16 protein-coding genes and 1 pseudogene are annotated in these 18,428 nt (G+C 63.7%); 8 read left to right on the top strand and 9 right to left on the bottom strand.

The genetic code is table 11. The features are described from left to right. Positions 1 to 45: 45 nt before the first annotated feature. The 4 genes and pseudogenes from WS69_RS10125 to WS69_RS33180 all read left to right on the top strand — a co-directional run. Positions 46 to 423 carry a hypothetical protein gene (locus WS69_RS10125; protein ID WP_059470644.1) on the top strand — a complete coding sequence of 126 codons (378 nt, stop codon included), beginning with the start codon at positions 46 to 48 and terminating at the stop codon, positions 421 to 423. A gap of 326 nt (positions 424 to 749) precedes the next feature. Beyond that, positions 750 to 1,025 (top strand): metal/formaldehyde-sensitive transcriptional repressor, encoded by a 276-nt coding sequence (locus WS69_RS10120; protein WP_059470643.1) that lies wholly within the window; start codon positions 750 to 752, stop codon positions 1,023 to 1,025. 12 nt (positions 1,026 to 1,037) lie between these two features. Further along, the gene (dmeF, locus tag WS69_RS10115) at positions 1,038 to 2,336 is read left to right on the top strand and encodes a CDF family Co(II)/Ni(II) efflux transporter DmeF (protein WP_059470642.1); all 1,299 of its coding nucleotides are present in this window, start codon (positions 1,038 to 1,040) and stop codon (positions 2,334 to 2,336) included. Between the two features lie 514 nt (positions 2,337 to 2,850). Continuing rightward, positions 2,851 to 2,976 (top strand): annotated as a pseudogene (locus tag WS69_RS33180) (ferritin-like domain-containing protein); the annotation flags it as partial. 135 nt (positions 2,977 to 3,111) lie between these two features. On the opposite strand, the gene WS69_RS10110 reads toward WS69_RS33180, so the two are convergent. Then, entirely contained in the window at positions 3,112 to 3,864 is a 753-nt protein-coding gene (locus WS69_RS10110) for a class II aldolase/adducin family protein (protein ID WP_059470641.1), read from the bottom strand. A gap of 289 nt (positions 3,865 to 4,153) precedes the next feature. Between WS69_RS10110 and WS69_RS10105 the strand changes: the two genes are divergently transcribed. After that, on the top strand, positions 4,154 to 4,828 hold the full coding sequence (locus WS69_RS10105) for a uracil-DNA glycosylase family protein (RefSeq protein ID WP_059470640.1): 675 nt from the start codon (positions 4,154 to 4,156) through the stop codon (positions 4,826 to 4,828). 136 nt (positions 4,829 to 4,964) lie between these two features. Here WS69_RS10105 and WS69_RS10100 read toward each other — a convergent pair whose 3' ends face one another. From WS69_RS10100 to WS69_RS30645, 3 genes are all read right to left on the bottom strand, one after another. Further along, the gene (locus tag WS69_RS10100) at positions 4,965 to 6,896 is read right to left on the bottom strand and encodes a Xaa-Pro dipeptidyl-peptidase (protein WP_059470639.1); all 1,932 of its coding nucleotides are present in this window, start codon (positions 6,894 to 6,896) and stop codon (positions 4,965 to 4,967) included. Between the two features lie 306 nt (positions 6,897 to 7,202). Further along, the gene (locus tag WS69_RS10095; RefSeq protein ID WP_059470638.1) at positions 7,203 to 8,711 is read right to left on the bottom strand and encodes a S8 family peptidase; all 1,509 of its coding nucleotides are present in this window, start codon (positions 8,709 to 8,711) and stop codon (positions 7,203 to 7,205) included. Between the two features lie 607 nt (positions 8,712 to 9,318). Beyond that, positions 9,319 to 9,660, bottom strand: a complete 342-nt coding sequence (locus tag WS69_RS30645) for a hypothetical protein (protein ID WP_156438056.1) — start codon at positions 9,658 to 9,660, stop codon at positions 9,319 to 9,321. Between the two features lie 713 nt (positions 9,661 to 10,373). On the opposite strand from WS69_RS30645, the gene WS69_RS10090 reads away from it, so the two are divergent. The 3 genes from WS69_RS10090 (at position 10,374) to WS69_RS10080 (ending at position 13,009) form a co-directional block, all read left to right on the top strand. Continuing rightward, positions 10,374 to 11,066 (top strand): heavy metal response regulator transcription factor, encoded by a 693-nt coding sequence (locus tag WS69_RS10090; protein WP_059470637.1) that lies wholly within the window; start codon positions 10,374 to 10,376, stop codon positions 11,064 to 11,066. Beyond that, positions 11,063 to 12,517, top strand: coding sequence for a heavy metal sensor histidine kinase (locus WS69_RS10085; RefSeq protein WP_059470650.1), 1,455 nt, complete (start codon positions 11,063 to 11,065; stop codon positions 12,515 to 12,517). Before WS69_RS10090 ends, WS69_RS10085 begins: the two co-directional genes overlap by 4 nt. A 150-nt stretch (positions 12,518 to 12,667) precedes the next feature. Then, positions 12,668 to 13,009 carry a DUF4148 domain-containing protein gene (locus WS69_RS10080; protein ID WP_059470636.1) on the top strand — a complete coding sequence of 114 codons (342 nt, stop codon included), beginning with the start codon at positions 12,668 to 12,670 and terminating at the stop codon, positions 13,007 to 13,009. Between the two features lie 153 nt (positions 13,010 to 13,162). Here the strand turns inward: WS69_RS10080 and blaOXA are convergent, their stop codons facing one another. The 5 genes from blaOXA to WS69_RS10055 form a co-directional block, all read right to left on the bottom strand. Further along, positions 13,163 to 13,972, bottom strand: coding sequence for an OXA-42 family class D beta-lactamase (gene blaOXA / locus WS69_RS10075; protein ID WP_059470635.1), 810 nt, complete (start codon positions 13,970 to 13,972; stop codon positions 13,163 to 13,165). A gap of 28 nt (positions 13,973 to 14,000) precedes the next feature. Beyond that, positions 14,001 to 15,167 (bottom strand): class C beta-lactamase, encoded by a 1,167-nt coding sequence (ampC, locus tag WS69_RS10070; RefSeq protein ID WP_059470634.1) that lies wholly within the window; start codon positions 15,165 to 15,167, stop codon positions 14,001 to 14,003. A gap of 866 nt (positions 15,168 to 16,033) precedes the next feature. After that, positions 16,034 to 16,870 carry an FTR1 family iron permease gene (locus tag WS69_RS10065; protein ID WP_059470633.1) on the bottom strand — a complete coding sequence of 279 codons (837 nt, stop codon included), beginning with the start codon at positions 16,868 to 16,870 and terminating at the stop codon, positions 16,034 to 16,036. A 12-nt stretch (positions 16,871 to 16,882) separates the two neighbouring features. Continuing rightward, on the bottom strand, positions 16,883 to 17,221 hold the full coding sequence (locus WS69_RS10060) for a cupredoxin domain-containing protein (RefSeq protein ID WP_059470632.1): 339 nt from the start codon (positions 17,219 to 17,221) through the stop codon (positions 16,883 to 16,885). Between the two features lie 525 nt (positions 17,222 to 17,746). After that, on the bottom strand, positions 17,747 to 18,367 hold the full coding sequence (locus WS69_RS10055; RefSeq protein ID WP_059470631.1) for a phospholipase D-like domain-containing protein: 621 nt from the start codon (positions 18,365 to 18,367) through the stop codon (positions 17,747 to 17,749). Positions 18,368 to 18,428 lie beyond the last annotated feature (61 nt).

Here is an 18,428-nt window from a genome sequence, read left to right as displayed (position 1 = left end):
TTCGTACAATTCAATTGCCCAAACAACGCTTAGGAAGAGGCAAAAATGAAAGGTATTCGTTTGGTCGCATTGACTGCTACGGGTCTGTTCGTCTTGATGTCGTCGGTCGCGCAAGCGGCGGGCGGCGGCGCTGGTGGCGGCGGCCACGGCGGCGGCATGGGTGGCATGGGTGGCATGGGTGGCGCCGGAGGTAATACGGGCGGCATGTCGGCAGGTCATATGAGCAGCTCGGGCATGACGAACTCGAACAGCATCAACTCCGGCGATCGCGACAAAGGTCTTTCTCGCGCAGCCGATCGTTCGGATACGCAGGCTGACCGCGCGAGCACCGCGCCGGGGCGCTCGCATACACACCATGCGTCGACCCACATGACTCATCATCACCACCTCGGCAAGCACACGACCGCCGGCAAGGTGAGCTGATCGATCCGTCTCCGACGGACGATGTCGATGACAAAGGGCGCCATTGGCGCCTTTGTCGCTTTTTCTTCCTGATAATGCACTCTCGTCGCTGACGATCGGCGAGTATCTCCAATACGTCTGCGTCGTCGCACGTCGACCTCCCATGCCGATGCGCCGGTGATGCGACCCCGACGATCGGCGGCATATGGCCGCAGCAAAGCGAGCCGATCTTCGCTGAACGATACGCCGCGCGTCCGGCTCGCGGCATCGCGAATTCGCATACTCCCCCCCACTATACAAAACTGTGCATTGATATATACTCCCCCCCAGTATTTTGGGGGGAGGCGATGAGCCACACCATTCGAGAGAAACAGAAGCTCCTGAACCGCGTGCGCCGCATCAAGGGGCAAGTCGAAGCGATCGAGCGCGCGCTCGAGGAAGAATGCGGCTGCAACGAGGTGCTGCAGCGGATCACGAGCTGCCGGGGTGCGATGAACGGCCTGCTGGCCGTCGTGCTCGAAGATCACATCCGCACGCATCTCGTCGACGCGGACGCGCCCGACAACTACGAAGGCAGCGCGACCGAGCAGCTGATCGGCGTGGTCCACAGCTACTTCAAATAAACGGAGCGATCGATGAGCGAATTCGAAGACGTCGCATTCGGCGCCGGGCACGACCATATTTTCCTCGGGGCCGCGCACGAACAGAACGAACGCAGGACCTGGATCGTCATCGCTCTGTGCGCGGTGATGATGGTCGCGGAAATCGTCGGCGGCACGCTGTTCGGCTCGCTGGCACTGGTCGCGGACGGCCTGCATATGTCGACCCACGCGGGCGCCATGCTGATCGCAGCGGTCGCGTACACGTATGCGCGCAGGCACGCGAACGACTCGCGCTTCGTATTCGGCACGGGCAAGCTCGGCGACCTCGCCGGCTTCACCAGCGCCATCGTGCTCGCGATGATCGCGCTATTGATCGCCTACGAGGCGGTCGCTCGGTTTCTCTCTCCCGTTCCAATTCATTTCGACGAAGCGATTCCGATCGCCGTGCTGGGCCTGCTCGTGAATCTCGCGAGCGTGTGGCTGCTGAGCGGCGACCATCACGGGCATGGTCACGGACACGGCCATCATCATGGGCATGTTCATGGCCACGATCACGACGCTGACCGCGAACACGGCGATGAAGCGCAGACGATCTCGTTGCGCGACGGCACCTTCGTCGTATCGATCTTCGAGGACGGTGTACCGCCCGTATTCCGGATCGAGCCCGCAGCGGGCCAGCCGGCCGTCGGCGATTTGCAGGCGTCCATCATGACGGTCCGCGCCGGCGGATCGCGGCAGACATTCGAACTGGCGAATCGCGGCGGCTATCTGGAATCGATCGACACGATCCCGGAGCCGCATGCGTTCACTGCGATCGTGCGCCTGCACGATGTCGAGCATTCGCTAGCGTTCGTCGAGCATGACCATCCGCATCATCATGATCACGGCGGCCCGAACGATGCTGCAGTACGCGACCACAACATACGGTCCGCCTACATACACGTGATCGCGGATGCGGCTGTCTCGGTGCTCGCGATCGTCGGGCTCGTGCTCGCGCGCGCATTCGGCTGGATGTGGATGGATCCGCTCGCGGGCATCATCGGCGCGCTCGTGATCGCGAATTGGTCGTACGGCCTGATGCGCGACACTGGCCGCATCCTGCTCGACATGAATCCGGACCGGCGTCTCGCGGATAACGTGCGCCGCTCGATCGAAAGCGGCGGCGACAACGTCACCGATCTGCATGTCTGGCGCCTGGGCCCCGGCCACATGAGCGCTGTGGTGTCCATCGCGACAGGCGATCCGGCGCACGACCCGCGCTTCTATCATCGATTGCTGAAGCGCTTCGAGAATCTGTCTCACGTGACGGTGGAAGTGCATTGCCGTGCTTGACGCGAAGGCGAAAAGAACTGTATTGCCGTTGACGAAGCGTCGACGGACCGAACGCTCCTTCGGTCCGTCGAATGTACACGACGTGATCGTGGCAACCATGATGCAAACCTGAAGCGAACATACCGCGCAAGACGGCCGTCATCGCGCGCGGCCGCTCGCTCGCGCCGTCGTCGCTGCGTTCGAGCACGTGGAATGCTTAACGGCACCAGCGGCGTCACACCGCCATACATGGAAGCGGCCGCAAGGCCAGCGCGAAACGCAACGCGATTCGCGCCGTATTCGCGGCAGATCGCCTTTCCGATCGACTGCCCGACGGACGGCCCCCGTCGCACCGATGGTCTTCGCCGATCCGGCATCGCAACGCGCCCGGATTGGGCTTGCCGTTTTCGTCTGCGTGTTTCATGTCAAGACCACAAGAACCCGCTACTTCCGAAGTCGTGCCGCTTCGAATGTCAATGATCGGGTTCGGGCGCAAAAACATCGGATGGTAAAAAAGGAAGGGACGGCGCAATACGCCGACGCGCAGCTCGCCGAGTTGTATCCGGACGAGATCGGATACCTGCGCACTTACACCGAGTTGTCGAAGCCGGTGTTCTATGGTCCGGGATTCGTCAACGTGGATGGCAAGCAGGCGTCGTGAGCGGTCCGCACGACGACCGGCATTGGGCGGCGCGCGCAATGCGCGCCGCTCCTTTGTCGTCGAGTTCGCATTCGCGCTCGACGCGCCCGACCGGATCGGCGCACGCCAGCGCAACCGGCATCCAATCACTCGCCTTCAGGTCTTGTAGCTGTCGTCGCGACGCTCGAGCTTGCGGATCAGCGCGGGCCACACGAAAGCGCCTCCCAGGCCGCCCGTCTGCACGGTCGCCGCTTCGGCATTCGTCGCGACGATTTCGCGTGGCACCTCGACCAATTCGCCGCCGTGTTGCGCGGCGATCTGAATCTGGCACGTCGTCTCGAACAGATACATGGCGAGAAACGCATCCGCAATCGATGGGCCGACCGTCAGCAATCCGTGATTGCGCAACATCAGGAACGTCGCACGCCCGAGGTCGGACTGCAAACGCGGCTTCTCTTCGTCCTTCAGCGCGACGCCCTCGTAATCGTGGTACGCGAGCGAACTCAGCACGAACGTCGATTGCTGCGAGATCGGCAGCACGCCGCCACGCTGCGCACTGATGGCAACGCCCGAGCGCGTATGCGTGTGCAGCACGCATTGCACGTCTTCGCGCGCGGCGTGCACCGCGCTGTGAATCACGAAGCCCGCGCGATTCACCGGATACTGTGAATCGTCGACCTTGTTGCCCGCCTGATCGACCTTCACGAGCGACGACGCGGTGATCTCCTCGAACATCATCCCGTACGGGTTGATCAGGAAATGATGATCGGGGCCGGGCAGGCGCGCCGAGATGTGCGTGAAAATCAGATCGTCCCAGCCGTGCATCGCGACGAGGCGATAGCAGGCCGCCAGATCGCAGCGGAGTTTCCATTCGGCCGGTTCGACGTTGGCGGCGGATGCAGTGTTCATAGAGGATTCCTTTCGTTGCCGGCGATTGCCGCGCAACCGTTTCCGATGCATTGTGGACGCGTGAGCGCCGCGCGTCCGTCTCGTGCAGACGGTACGGCGTCGATGCGAATCCGCGTCCGCTCGTCGAATCCGTGCGCCGTCGCGGCGCGGCGCGGCGTCGCGACGGGTCCGTGCGTCACCCTATCAGTTTCGCGCGTCGATGTGCATCGGGTTTGCCCGCGCGCATACGCTTCAAACGTTTGAAACGGGACCGAACGAATGCGGCGAATCGGCGGCATAATGACGGCCAATGTCATCGAAACGAAACGATTCGCCGCCGCCCCACGCGACCGCACGCTCGACGCCGACGCGACACGCCACCCTCGACGGCCTCCTCCGTGAGATTCGCGCATGCACCGTCTGCGCGTCGCACTTGCCGTGCGGACCGCGGCCGGTCGTGCGCGCGCATCCGCACGCACGTATTCTGATCGTCGGACAAGCGCCCGGCGCGCGCGTCCATGCGTCCGGCATTCCTTGGGACGACGCGAGCGGCAAGCGATTGAGGGAATGGCTGAACGTCGACGATGCGGCGTTCTACGACGAATCGCTGTTCGCGATCGTCCCGATGGGTTTCTGCTATCCGGGGCGCGGCGCGAGCGGCGATAACCCGCCGCGTCCGGAATGCGCGCCGCTTTGGCTCGACAGATTGCTGAGCGAACTGCCCGATATCCGGTTGACGCTGCTGATCGGGCAATATGCGCAGCGACACTTCCTCGGCGCGCGCCGCAAACCTTCGGTTACCGAAACGGTTCGCGCGGGTGCCGAGTACGCGCCCGAGTTCATTCCGCTGCCGCATCCGTCGCCGCGCAATCAGGGCTGGCTCAAGCGGCATCCGTGGTTCGTCACCGACGTGCTGCCCGTGCTGCGCGGCAAAGTGGCCGAACTGCTGCCTTCGCCCGAAGGACATCGGCAGACAAAACACTGACCGTCCGCAAGCATTCGGCTTCGTTCGCCTTCCGAAACAATGCCTCGAACGACTTCGCCGCGAGCGCGACATTCGCGGCGAAGTCTCGTTCAAGCGGCACGCGCATCGCGTACCGCTCGCCGCCATACGCTTCCCGTCAAGCCGGAAGCTGCGGCACCGTCACCGACGTTCCGGCCGGATCGAGCGTCAGCTCGGTACCCGGCGTCGGCCGCAGCGTCGCCTCGTTGTCGCTCGACAGCACGACGAGCCCGAGCCGATGCCCCGCTTCGAGCCTGTAGTCGCGCGGCATGAACGTCAGGCGCAGATCGTACGGCATGCCGGCCAGCACCGGCTCCGAAAGCCAGTTCGACAGGCGGTTGCGCGGATCGGTCCATGCGCGGGTGACGATCGTCGCGCTGCCGTCCGGCGCGCGATCGACCAATAGCGCGGTCACGTTCGCGGTCGCAGAGAACGTCAGGCGGACGCGCGCGGTCACGCTGCCCGAGATCCGCGTCGCGCTCGCGACCGGCGCCGTCTCGAAGCGGCTGCGATGCTCGCCCGTGCTCGCGTTCGCCAGCGTGAGCGCGGTAATTCGCGCATCGTCGGCGAACTTCACGAGCGGACCGCTCGTCGGCTCGCGCAGCAGCGTGCCGGTGCCCGCGCCGTCGCCGCCCGCGAAATACGTGACCCGCGCCGCGCCGCGTGCAGGCCAGCTCGCCTCCTTCAGCAGCGTGCCGTCCCCCTGCTCGATCACCGCGCCCGGGCTACGCTCGACGCCGTTGCCGTAGCCAAGCAGATAGCGCGTGAACCAGCGGTTCACCTGCGCGATCCATGCGTCGGCCATCGCGGGCACGCGGGTCGGATCGGTGTGGCGCGCGCGGTGCAGCCACAACTGCGCGGGCACGCCCTGGCGCCGCATCGCGAGATACCACGACGTCGACTGATCGGTCCTGACGTTGTCGTCGGCAAGTCCCTGTGCAACGAGCGCGGGCGCGACCGCTAACGCGCTCGGAATCTCGCGCGCGGCCCAGAACGCCGAATAATCGCCCGTCTTGCGATCCTCTTTCTGCAGCGCCTCGTCGATCAGGTGCGTGCAGCGCTCCGGATGCGGATTCGTCAGCAGCGCCTTGATGTAGACGTCGACGTCCTCGCCCTGATAGCCGTCCGGCGCGCGCACGAGCCCGCCCGAGCGGTAGTAGCCGTACATGTTCGACAGCCCTGCGACGGGCACGATCGCGTCGAGCCCGCGCGTGCGCAGGCTCGCGACCATCTTCGGCAGCGTGCCGTCGTACGATACGCCGTACATGCCGACGTGGCCCGTCGACCAGCTCGCGACGATAGGCTTGCCGTTCGCGTCTTTCGCGACCGCGCCGTGCCCGAGCCAGCGAATCACCGACGCCATCGCAACCGATTCGTCGCGCGTCAGGATCGTCGGGCAGCCGTCCGAACCGGCCGTGCCGAGCGAGTCCGCATACACGACCGTGAAGCCGCGCGGCACGAAATAGCCTTCGATCCACGAACGTCCCGCGGCGGCCGCGTCGACCTGCTGCCAGATCCGTGTCTGCGGCGCGGCAGCCATGATTCGTGCGGAGACCGAAGCAGCCGGATGCGGCGTGCCGTCGAGCTCGACGTCGACGTTGTGGTTCGGGCTGTCGGCGAGGCCGTTGTAGTAGGGACTCGCGAGCACGATGACGGGCGTGCGTGCACCCGCCGCGGTTTCGGACGGACGCACGATGCGCACGTGTATCCGGTCCTTCGCGCCGTCGCCGTCGGAGTCGACGGGCGTCTCGACCCATGCCTCTTCGGCGATCGTGCTGCCCGACAGCGACGGCTGCACCTGGCCGTTCTCGATCACGGGCCGATAGCGACCACCGCTCGACAGATCGGCATACGGCACGCCGGACGGCGAGAAACGCGCTGCGATCTGAGGTGCGCCGGCCGCCGCCGGCCCCCCCTCCTGTTGGACTTGAGCGAGCGCGGACGCACCCGGAACGCCTGCGCCGTCATCGCCGCCGCACGCGGCAAGCGTCGTAGCGGCAACGAGCGCGGCGATCCATGCGCGACGCGGTTCGGTTCGATGAAATTTCATTGTTGTCCTTATTTAGATGATCGTCGGGAAACGGTCATCCCGTGCGGGATGGCGTCGTGTTGAACATGCCGGCGGACACTGCCGACCGCACCGCGAGCACGTCGGCGCCCGGACGATGCCGGGCGCGTTCGTGACGCGATGCTTCGGCGCTGCCGGCGCGACATGACCGGCCGGCGGCGCCGCGATGCGGGCGTTGCATGACAGAGGGAGCCGCGCACCGACTCACCGCGCCGAGGCCCGCATCCCGCATGACGGGCATCGGCGCATGCGAACGCGAAGCTTCCTCGCGGCAACGCCCGCGTTCGCTCACTGCGCAGCGGCGTTGACGGCGTTGCCGGCGTCGAGCAATCCCGCGCCGCAGGTGCTCGTCGAGCAGCCCGATCCGCTCGCGAACGGACGCGCGCCCGACTGCAGCCGCTGCAGGATCTGCGACGGCGACAGCGTCGGATTGACTGCGAGCATCAGCGCGACGGTGCCCGCGACGTGCGGCGTCGCCATGCTGGTGCCGCTGTAGCTCGCGTAACTGTCCGCGCCCGGCGACGTCTTGCCGGCATTGAGCGTCGACAGGATGCCGACGCCCGGCGCGGCAATCTTCACGGCCGCGCCGTAGTTGCTGAAGCTCGCGCGAACACCGTTGCTGTCGATCGCGCCGACCGCGATCACGCCCAGGCAATTCGCCGGCTGGGTCGTCGATACCGAACCGCCGTTGTTGCCGGCCGCAACGACGACGTTCGCGCCGCGCGACGTGATCTCGCTGATCGCGTTCTGATACGTCGTGCTGCACGTGCGGCCGTATCCGCCCAGGCTCAGGTTCAGCACCTTCGCGGGATTCGGATTCGATGGCGCGCCCGGTACCGACAGGCCCGCGGCCCAGCGCATGCCGTCGACGATGTCGCTCAGCATTCCGCCGCACTTGCCGAGCACGCGCACCGGCAGCACCTTGCCGACCCATGAGATGCCCGCAACGCCAAAGCCGTTGTTCGTCACCGCACCGATCGTGCCCGCGACGTGCGTGCCGTGCCACGAGCTGTTGCTCGCGCCGCAGCCATAGAACGGACCGCTCGGATCGCCGTCTTCCTGCGCGGTCACCCAGTCGCCGGGATCGGATGCGTCGCTGTCGCGGCCGTTGCCGTCGTTTGCGATCGCCGGATCCGAGATGAAGTCGTAGCCCGGCACCAGATTCGCGGCGAGATCCGCATGCGGGCGATAGCCGGTATCAATGACGCCGACGACGACGCGCTCGGAGCCGGTCGTGCGATCCCATGCCTTCGGCAGATTCGCGCCGCCCTTGGGATTGAAGTAGCCCCACTGCTCGGAATAGCGCGTGTCGTTTGGCACGAGGAACGGATGCATCCGCGCATCCGGCTCCGCATACTCGATCGCGCCGTCCGCCGCGAAGTCGCGCGCGAGCGCTTCCGCTTCGGTGAGCGACACGCGACGCTGCAGCGACAGCACGGTCGCGCCTCCCGACATGTCGCGCTTGACGCGAAGGCCCGCCGCGGGATCGGCCGGGTTGCCCGGCGCGGAGGCGGCAGCCGCGCCGAACGCGCGCCCTGCTGCACGCGACTTGCGCGCGGCGAGCACGCGATCGATGACCGCCTGGACGTCGGCGTGCGCCGCTTTCGCGGCCGACGAATCGGTCGACGTCTTCGCCGCGCGCAACTTGACGATCAACTGGTTGACCGCATCGGCCGGCCCGGGAACGAGCGGAGCTGCTGCGGTTTCCGCTTGCGCGACCGAAGCGAGACCGGCCACCGCGGCACAGACGATGGTCACCTTAAATGAAGCAGTACGAATCAATTTAGACATGCCCATACTCCCCCAAACGAAAATTCATGAACGGAATGAGTCGACGATGTTGTGTTGTAGCTGCTTGCTTCGCTGCGCTGCCGGCAAGAAAGGACACGCCGCGCCGATGCGCACGACAGTGCTCGACCGGACGACGTGTTGCCGACAAACCGGTTGTGGTCGATCGAATCGTCCGGCCCGTGCGGCCAGACGATTCGTCTTCCGTCAGATCTGCGTCATGGGAACTGGGCGAAACGGTGACCCGTTCCGTCTGCCCCACCCTCTCAGGTTCTATTTGCCGCGTTTGTATTTATCGGTACGTCTTTGCGACTCGTCAGGCCCTCATCAAGCATTTACCGCGTCGTTCGACGGCAGCAAACTCTGATTACATTTGCATTTCAAAATGTCGACACGAGATCTCGAGCGACGCGGGAACGTCGGGCGGCTAGACCTGCCGCCGTCGGCCCTACAGGCACGGATCGCCGTCTTGTCGGCAATGCGGCGCCTGCGCCGCTCGGTCTCATTTCTTTCCATAAGCTTGCGCAAAACTTATATCGCTGAAATCAGTGTGTCAAACATTTTTAGCTTATATCAAAAAAAGTTTCGTCTTGATTATTCGGAGGAGAATCGGGTTTCACGCTTCGGTAAATCGACCCGCTGCGTTGATTGCGCATGCCAGCTTGGCAGCGCGTAGTTTCTCCATGGTCTCGATCTCGTAGAAGAAAACGGCAACCGCGCAAGAAAGCGCCAGTTTTGAACGCGGAACAGAGAGATTTTCGAACATCGGATCACGCGAACAGGAATAGCTTTTCTTTACCCGCTCCGCATGATGCGGCTGCGTCATCGAACCGGCGCGCATCGCATTGTCGCGATGCGCGTGCATTCCTTCACGGATCGGCAGTGTCGGCGGAATCTCGTGTATCGCGGCCCGACTATATGCGGCGAGAACCGCCAAGAAAGCGCTGCTTTGCAGCAACCCGCTTCGACTCGTGCAGTGCAGCACGTATTTTATTTCGAATATCCCTACACGTCATAAGGAATACCCTCGTGCGATTGCACGCGCCGCTCATTGCGTTGCCGACTTTTCATCGCGCGCATGGCATACCGAATTGCTTCACCCGTCACGATCGCGGCTGCGTGTTTTCCTTTTGTCATTCGCGTCGTCGTGTCTTCAGATAGACGCCAATGCGATGCTTCATCGATGCGTTGATCGACGAATATCGAGCATGACCGATACCCAAGCGTCATCGCATGTCGGTTTCTTCATCGTCGAAAATTTTTTTTCGATTTCAGAAGTCAATCGCTTCCCCGTCGCGCGGGCATGACATTTTTGTCACGTTCACATGACGCAAGCACATGCCGAACGTCATCGGCGAATGAATGGCATCGCCACGTCCGCGACGAGCGAACGAAGCGACGAATGACGGCGCACACGACACTTCGCAGGTCACGTTCGTCTCCGCCCGCCGGCGCGGCTCCATCACACTTCGCGTCGCGTCCATCCTTCCCGCATTCGCATGTCGCCTGATCGCTTCGCCGGCTGGTTCACAGATGCGGCGTTTCATCGCGGCAACCATCGACGAAACACGATGTGCGCGCCACACGTCATTAATCACGTACACCGAAATGTTGAACTGTGAACGACACGCATTCTCAAAGAATATTTCACGCATTCTTAACGAGTTTGAAATGAAGGTTCTTATCGTAGAAGACGAGCTGAAGACGGGCATGTATTTGAAGCGCGGGCTCACCGAAGCAGGCTTCGTTTGCGACTGGACCCAAGACGGCATCAGCGGCCTGCACCAATTGCAGACCGAGAATTACGACCTCGCGATCCTCGACGTGATGCTGCCCGGCTGCGATGGCTGGACAATCGTTCGCGAGCTGCGCAGGACACATCGGACGCCGGTGCTGTTCCTCACGGCGCGCGATCATGTCGACGATCGCGTAAAAGGCCTCGAGCTCGGCGGCGACGACTATCTCGCGAAGCCGTTCGATTTCGCCGAGCTGCTCGCGCGCGTGCGTTCGCTGCTCCGGCGCGGCCAGGCGACCGATGCGCCGGTGCTGCGCGTCGCGAATCTCGAGCTCGATCTCATCCAGCGCAAGGCGCGCCGCCAAGGCAACACGATCCTGCTCACTGCGAAGGAGTTCCTGCTGCTGTGGCTGCTGATGCGCCGGCAAGGCGAGATCCTGCCGCGTTCTCTGATCGCGTCGCAGATCTGGGACATCAACTTCGACAGCGATTCGAACGTCGTCGACGCCGCGATCAAGCGCGTGCGCGCAAAGGTCGATCAGGACTACGAGCCCAAGCTGATCCACACGGTCCGTGGAATGGGATACGTTCTCGAGCAGCGAGGCGAGCCGTGCGAATCGTGCGCGTGATGCATCGGCTCGCGCCGCGCACGATGCGCGTGCGGCTCGCGATCAAGTTCGCGCTATCCACGTCCGTGCTCCTCGCAATCAGCGGCTTACTGCTGTACGAAACGCTCACGCGCACGTTCGCGTATTCGTCGGAGCGCGCGATGGAAACGACGCTCGCCGGCGTGGTCGCACACATCGGCGAAGCGCGCAGCATCGCGGAGCTGCGCGAAAAGGGAACCAGGTTCTACTACTCGTTCCATAGCGACGAAAAGGTCGATTTCGCGATCTACGACGCACGCGGCACCGCGTACATGCAAAGCGGCTGGTTCGCGCCGTTTGGCGGCGTGAGGCAAGCGAAGACCGGCTCCGATCCGACGATCGTCGACGACAAGCGCCACGCAAAGCGCTATCTCGTCGCCGACGCGCGCCTCACCGGCAACCCGGGCTTGCCGCTGCGCGTCGCGGTTCAGTACGACTTCCGCCGCGAGCAGTCGCTGCTGCGCACGTGCGCGATCAGCATCATCGCGATCATCCTCGTCGGCACGGCTGTCGCGGCGACGGTCGCGTACTGGATCGCCGCATACGCGCTCAGGCCGCTGCGCCGCTTCGCCGCGCAGGCCGACCAGATCTCGAGCAGCCGGCTCGCGCAGCCGCTGACCGAAACGGAAATGGCAGGCGAGCTGAGGGAACTCGCGATCTCGTTCAACCGAATGCTCGCGCGACTCAACGCATCGTTTACGCGGTTGAAGGAATACTCGTCCGATCTCGCGCACGACATTCGCACGCCGCTCACCAATCTGCTCGCCGAGGCGCAAGTCGCGCTGTCGCAGCGGCGCTCTGTCGACGAATATCGTCAGGTGATCGAATCGAGTGTCGAAGAGTATCAGCGGCTCGCGAGAATGGTCGACGACATGCTGTTCCTCGCGCGCGCGGACGGCCATCAGAACAAGCTCGACATCGAGCCGGTCGAAGCCTATGCGGTGGCCGACCGGATCGTCCGCTATTACGAGACGGTCGCCGAAGATCGCGGCATCGGGATCGCCGTCGAAGGCCAGGCGAGTTTCAACGGCGACCTGATCCTCGTGCAGCGCGCGCTAAGCAATCTGCTGTCCAATGCGATCCGGCATGCACCCGACAACTCGACGGTCGTCGTCCGCTGCGAGCAGACCGAGCGGGACGTCGTGATCGCCGTGACCGACACCGGGCGCGGAATCGAGGCCGTGCATCTGCCGCGGATCTTCGACCGCTTCTACCGCGTCGATCCGTCGCGCCACGACTCCGCGTCGGGAACCGGACTCGGGCTCGCGATCGTGCGCTCGATCATCGCCGAGCACAGCGGTGATTGCTGGGTCGAAAGCGTGCCGAACGTCTTCACGACGTTCTTCCTGCGCTTCCCTCGTGAGCATGTTGCCGACGACGTCGATTGCGCGCCGCCTGGCCATGATTCGCGTTGGCATCTCGAACAGACTTGAGTCATTTCGCGAATCATTTTAAATTCGAATTCGGCATTTTCATCAAAATGACAAAAACATCATTTGAAGGTCACGTTGCCGGAGGGGCCGTTGTTCAAAATGTCAATCATCGAATTCTCCTTCTGGATTCGATATTGATATGGAGAACGTATGAAAACCAAATTCCTCACTGTCGCCCTCGCCGCCGCGATCGTTTCGCCGGCGGCATTCGCGGACGCGCCGGCCGGAAAGACCCGCGCCCAGGTCTACCAGGAGCTGGTCGAGGCAAAGGCTAACGGGCTCGACTATGTGACCGATGCGTCGTATCCGGAAATCTCGCCGCTCTACGCACCTCGCTTCGCGAACAAGGCCAAGCCGCAGCAGCCGACGCATGCGATCGCCGATACGCGTGGCGACGCAAAGGCGGGGGCCTCGGGCAGCATGTCGGAAGCGGCCGAGGAGCAACGCTGCGTCGGTCCGCGGACGTTCTGCAACCCGTATGCCGGGTCCTGAGAGCCATGGCTGCGCCCCGCGTCATCGCGGATGAAACGTGCGGCAGGTCATCTCGCGATGCCTGCCGCTTTTTGCCGTTCGAAGATATGGCGGTGCGAAAGAGCCGCGCACATGCGGCAAGACGGATTGGCGACGCGATCGCCCGCCGTCGCGTCAACGCGCCGCGAGTAGCTGCGGCAGATCACGCAGGAACGCGTCGCGCGTCCGTATGCCGGCGGAGACAGGTTGCTTGCCCTCGTCTTGCGTGAGACGCGCGAACACCAGCGTTTCCTTGCCGCGCGTGATCCAGCCGACGAACCAGCCGAATCCGTGCGCTTCGTCGCGCGTGCCGTCGGCCAGAAGCGGATAAGCCATGCCGGTCTTGCCGTGCACGACCGCTCCGTCGGCAAGCGTCGTCGTATCGACGATTTGCTCGGTCATGTCGATCGCCTTCGCGGACACAGGCAGCTTGCGATTCAGCATCTTGCTCAGGAATCCGATCTGTTCGAGCGGGGAGATTTGCAGTGACGAACCAATCCACGCGCGATCGAGGCCATTGTTCTTGCCGGGATCGCCGGACACGTCCGCATTGCCGTAATCGAACGCCTTCGCGTATCGCGCGAACCGCTGCGCGCCGAGATTGTGCGTGACGCGTTGCGAGTACCATACGACCGAATACTTGAGCCACCGCGTCGGATCGGTCGGCTGCTTCCACGCCGCACCGCCCCAATCGACGTAGCCGTCGCGATACGGCAGCACGGGCTCGTGCTCGTTGCGCAGGAAGCCGGCGTCGTAGCCCATCAGGCTGATCGCGATCTTGAACGTCGAGGCCGGCGTCGCACGACGGCTGCAATCGCCATCCTTCTGCAGAAACTTGCCCGAGCCCGCATCGGCGATCGCCGTGCAGATCGTCTCGGCATGCACTGATGCGGCGATACAGCCAAGCAAAACGAATGCGCTCGACAGCGCGTGTCGGATTTTCATTGTCGGTATTGAGGAAGTGGAGGATGACTCATCGTTCGGCCCGAACGATCGAATCGACGATTTTATAGCCGGCCGTCACTCTTTCGCTCAGCGGATACGATTTGTTTGCCAGAATCACGACGCCGACCTTCCTTGACGGCACGAACGCTGCATACGTCGAGAATCCGTTCGTCGAGCCGGTCTTGTTGATCCACGCGTCCTGCTTCGGCGGCAGCGGCGGATTGAACGGCTTCGCGACGACGTCCTTGCCGATCAGATCGTTGCCCGCGAGCAGCTCGCCGAGACTCACCGGATACGGATACTGCTCCCAGATCAGGCTCTGGATCATGCCGCCGGCATCGTAGTAGCCGACGTGCGTCGCGTCGAGTGCGCGCGCCCATTTGTCGCTCAGCGGTACGAGCCCCATGTTCGCATCGATGAACTTGATCAGATCCGACGTGCACGACCTGACGCCGTATGCTTCGGACGCGAGCATGCCCGCCTTCAGCCGAATCGGCGCGTCCTGCTTCGTGTAGCCCTGCGCATAATTGCCGCTCTGCTCGGCCGGCACGTCGATGTAGCTGTGCGTCATACGGAGCTCGGGAAACAGGTTTTTCTCGATCAACGTCTCGAAGCGCTCGTTCATGCTCGCCGCCGCAATCACGCCGAGCGTGCCGATGCCGAGATTCGAATAGACGCGGTGCGTGCCCGGCGTGTGCGCGGGCCGCCAGTTCTTCAGATAGTCGAGCAGCTCGGCCGTGTTCGTGATCCGGTCGGGCACGAAGAGCGGCAGGCCGGACGTCTGCGTGCCCATGTTCAGCAGGCTGATGCGATCGAAGCTGCTGCCCTGCAGCGCCGGCAGGTAGCGGCTCACGCTGTCGGCGAACGACAGTTCGCCGCCTTGCTGCGCGTACGCGGCAAGCGTCGCGGTGAATGTCTTGCTGAGCGAGCCGATCTCGAACAGCGTCCGGTCGGTGACGGGCTGCCGCGTCGCTTTCGACGCAACGCCATAGTTGTAGAAGTAATGCCGGCCGTCGACGGTCACTGCAATTGCGAGCCCCGGAATGCCGTACTTGTCCTGCAGCGGCCGCGCGACGGCGTCGACGATGCGTTCGACGTCGGCCGGCTCGACGCCTCGAGCGGCGTGTGCAACGGATGCGATGCAGCAGCTCAGCGCGAGCCACATCTTGATGACGAACTGCGTACTCTCGAGCATGGCGAATCGGGAAAATCGGGGGGGTTCGGAATTGGACCGTGGGCGCTTTCGCGCCGCGAGCGAGATGATGCGTCGCGCGCGGCATCCGCGCAACGATGGAAGGCTTGCGCTCGCGACGCCGATCGATCGCCAAAAGCGCGGTCCAGGCTTCGGATATCGGTCGGGAATTATTACAAACGGAATGCAAGTCGGCAAGCGTCGATCGTGCGACGACGCCCGGCCTGGAAAAACACGCGAATCGACTGGATCGACGCAATGAGGCGCGATGCAACCGGTCGCGCGCATGAAGCGAGCTTGCCGATCGACGATGCGGCGAGCGCTTCGTTACGTCACGCACGCCGCCGTGCAAGCAATCGCCGCACGGCGGCGAACGACGCGCCTAAAGCAGAAACCGGATCGGCACGATGTCGATCCGGTTTCTCGCGAGCGCCGCGCCGTGTGGCATCTACATTGTAACGGTCGGTAATAGACAGGAAAACTAAGGATGCGGAGTGACCCGACGATGACAGAGCAAAAAAACGTGCGATATGCGGAGCGGCAGAGAGGCGGCGTCGACGAGCCCGAGGTCATTCCGGACGCTGCAACGCGCACTTGGCAAGCGACAGGATTTTCACGGCGATCGCGGTCGAGCGGCCATTGCGTCACGCAAGCCAAGTCTCGCTTGCAGGCGTCGTTCGAAAGCGCCGCACGCGTCGAAGCCGAATGCGGCGGCATGCGCCGCGTTGTGCGACTGCGGTCGCGGCGGTCCGCTTCCGTGACGGGGACATTGGACTTCACGGCGGCCGATCGCCGCGTGTCCCCCGGCCCGACTCAGACGAACCGGGCGGCCAATGATAAACGTCGCCCGGCACGCGAGCCGGCGGCCGTCACGCCGGCTGCGTCGGCGCCGCCGAAGTTTGCTGCGTGCGCGACACTTTGCGTGCCAGCAGCGCGATGACGAGCAACGTGACGACATAAGCGGCGATCTGAACACCCGCCGGTCGCGCGGTGTAGCCGATGAGCGTATGCAGCATCTTGCCGACGACGCTCGATTCCTTCAGCAGCCAGGACGTATCCCAGACGGCATCGCCCCACGACGGCAGCCAGCCGGCCGACACGAGAAATCCGACGCTCTGACTCGCCATGCCGGCGGCGAGCAGGACGATCAGCGCATTGGTCACGGAAAAGAGGCGCTTCAACGGGATTTGCAGCAGCCCCGCGTACATGCCGACGCCCAGCCCGACGCCGCCGAGCACGCCAAGCACGCCGCCGACGATCATCTGCGGCGTCTGTCCGGGATCGCCCGCCGCGATGCCGTACAGGAACAGTACGGCTTCCGAACCTTCGCGCAGCACCGCGACGCCGACGACGACCGCGAGCCCCGTCAGCGGCCGGCTGCCCGCCGCGACGGCCATACCGACCGACGACAACTGCTGCGCCATCTCGCGGCCATGCTTGCCCATCCAGATGCTGTGCCACGCAAGCATGACGACCGCGACGAACATCACGCCCGCGTTGAACACCTCCTGCCCCATGCCCGACGCCCATGCGGAAATCACGTCGGCGAACGCCGCGATGAGCGCGGCGCCGATCACGCCGCCGAGCAGGCCGCCGCTCACCCACCACCCACGCCTCGGCACGCCCTTGGTCGCCGCGAGAACGATGGACACGACCAGTGCCGCTTCGAGCACTTCCCGGAATACGATGACGGCGGTGGAGAGCATGGTGTGCGGCGCTTACTTGACGGTCAGTTTGGTTTTCGATTCGGCTTCGTGATACTCGTCGTGGAACTCGTACACGCCTGCCTTCAGCGGCCCGATGAAGATGTCTACCTGCTTGCCGGCGGGAATCACCTTCTCCGCCTTGAAATCGTCGCTCTCGAATTCTGCGGGCGTCGTATCGAGGTTCCTGACCGTCACCTTCACTTTCTTGTCGGCAGGGATCGTGAGACCCGCGGGCGAGAATCTGTGATCCTTCAGAGTCAGGTTGTACGTGTCGTCGGCAGCGAAAGCCTGCGTCGCCGAAGCGGCGAACACGGCCAGCGCGAACGCGGAAATTGTCTGAAGCGTTTTCATGAAAATGAACGGTAGTGAGATGCGGACGATAATAGGAGCGATTCTCGTTCAGACAATTCGATATCCTTATTCTTCTTGTGGGCATAGCGCCGAACGCCGGTCGCGCATCCATCGCCTGGACGAAGGCGCGCCGGGCGACGCGACCGCGGCGCGATGCCGTCAATTAGGCAAACCACCTGTCGTTTTCGACATCGTATGAAGAAAGGGATAGGCAGGGCTCGGTCGCAATCGCTCGCATGAGGCACGAACGTCGATCGATCGACGCTAAAAGGCATGTGCATGGATGCCTGCCCACGTTCAGGCATCGTGCATGTCGATGGCCGCCGGGCTTGCGTCATCGCTTCACCGGCGGCTTTGCTTCGTTCGAATGAAACCTGTTCGGCGCAGCGTCTCCTGCGATGCAAGGCTGCCGCATCCTCAAACTGCGTGGCGCACTTCCGTTTCAGCGGCAAATTGCATACGCCACCGCTTTGATCAATGCTCGGACCGTCATGACCGCGCGAAATTCAACCGCCTGCCCGCGCGTCACGTTTGCTCCGACGGACGTCGACTCGCCTGCCGCCCATCGCTTGCGAACGGTCCGGTCGTGACCGTCCGCTGCAGCAGGCTCTTGCGCATCGACAGAATCTCGTTCAAAAGACCGGAACCGCGATACAGCAAGGAAGTCTCGTGACGCGCATACGCTCCCGCGCGCGCTGCGCTGAGCCAGTTGAACGAGCCGACGCAATAGATCTCTTCGCCGCCGATGACGATCTTGCTGTGCACCCGCCGCACGAACGTCACCGCAATTCCCGCCTCCCGAAACGCCTCTGTGTCGGCGAGCAGGCGCTCGTGCCTGCTCTCGGCCTCGGGGCCAGCATCGCCGATATTGAGCTGCGGATCCGTGTAGATCGCGACGTCGACGCCGCGATCGACCGCTTCGCACATCGCATCGAATGCGCCGACTTCCTTCGCCCGATCGAGCCGCAGCCACGGCGTCACGATCTGAATGCAAGCCTTGACGCGCGACAATGTGTCGAGCAGAAACGCATCGTGCCCCGCCGCATCGCGCAACTGAGAAACCGCCGCGTCGCGCGTTTGCAGATCCGTGCGCGGACGATGCTCGAACGGCAGCGCGTTGCCGGGGCGACTAAGAGACGGTTTCATAAAGACTGGTCGGCCCGCCGAAGGGTATTCCAGCAGATCAGGCAGCAACCGAGTTTGAGGA

This window comes from Burkholderia sp. BDU5 (genome assembly GCF_001522845.1).
In the GTDB taxonomy this organism is placed as follows: domain Bacteria; phylum Pseudomonadota; class Gammaproteobacteria; order Burkholderiales; family Burkholderiaceae; genus Burkholderia; species Burkholderia mayonis.
The sequence above is the reverse complement of the archived record's forward strand: the minus strand, read 5'-3'. Positions and strand labels throughout refer to the sequence as shown.